Here is a 296-nt window from a genome sequence, read left to right on the forward strand (position 1 = left end):
TTTTTGGACAATGAACCACGAGGCGTTCTTTCCGAAGCTGATGTGGTTACACCGGAGAATGTGGACGGTTTTGTGATCGCGGCTTATGCGGCACTTGGAAACGACCATTACGACACACCTTTCAGCCTTTGGCCGTACGGAAATGTACGTTCGGACGATGCTTACAAAGGTGGAAGCGGAACCAATGATATTCAGGCATTTCATTTTTTTGAGATTTCCAATAACATCCGTTCGGATTTCGGCGAATTAGACCGTCTTTGGTACCTACATTATGTCGGGATCGGACGGTGCAACAA

The 296-nt window shown here is 47.0% G+C and carries 1 protein-coding gene; it reads left to right on the plus strand.

Annotated elements, in window-relative coordinates; translation table 11 throughout:
* A partial coding sequence (locus ACPYOM_RS22260; protein WP_481347628.1) for a hypothetical protein occupies positions 1-296 on the plus strand: 296 nt, incomplete at both ends.

It is taken from the genome of Monashia sp. HAY1-2A (genome assembly GCF_056755315.1).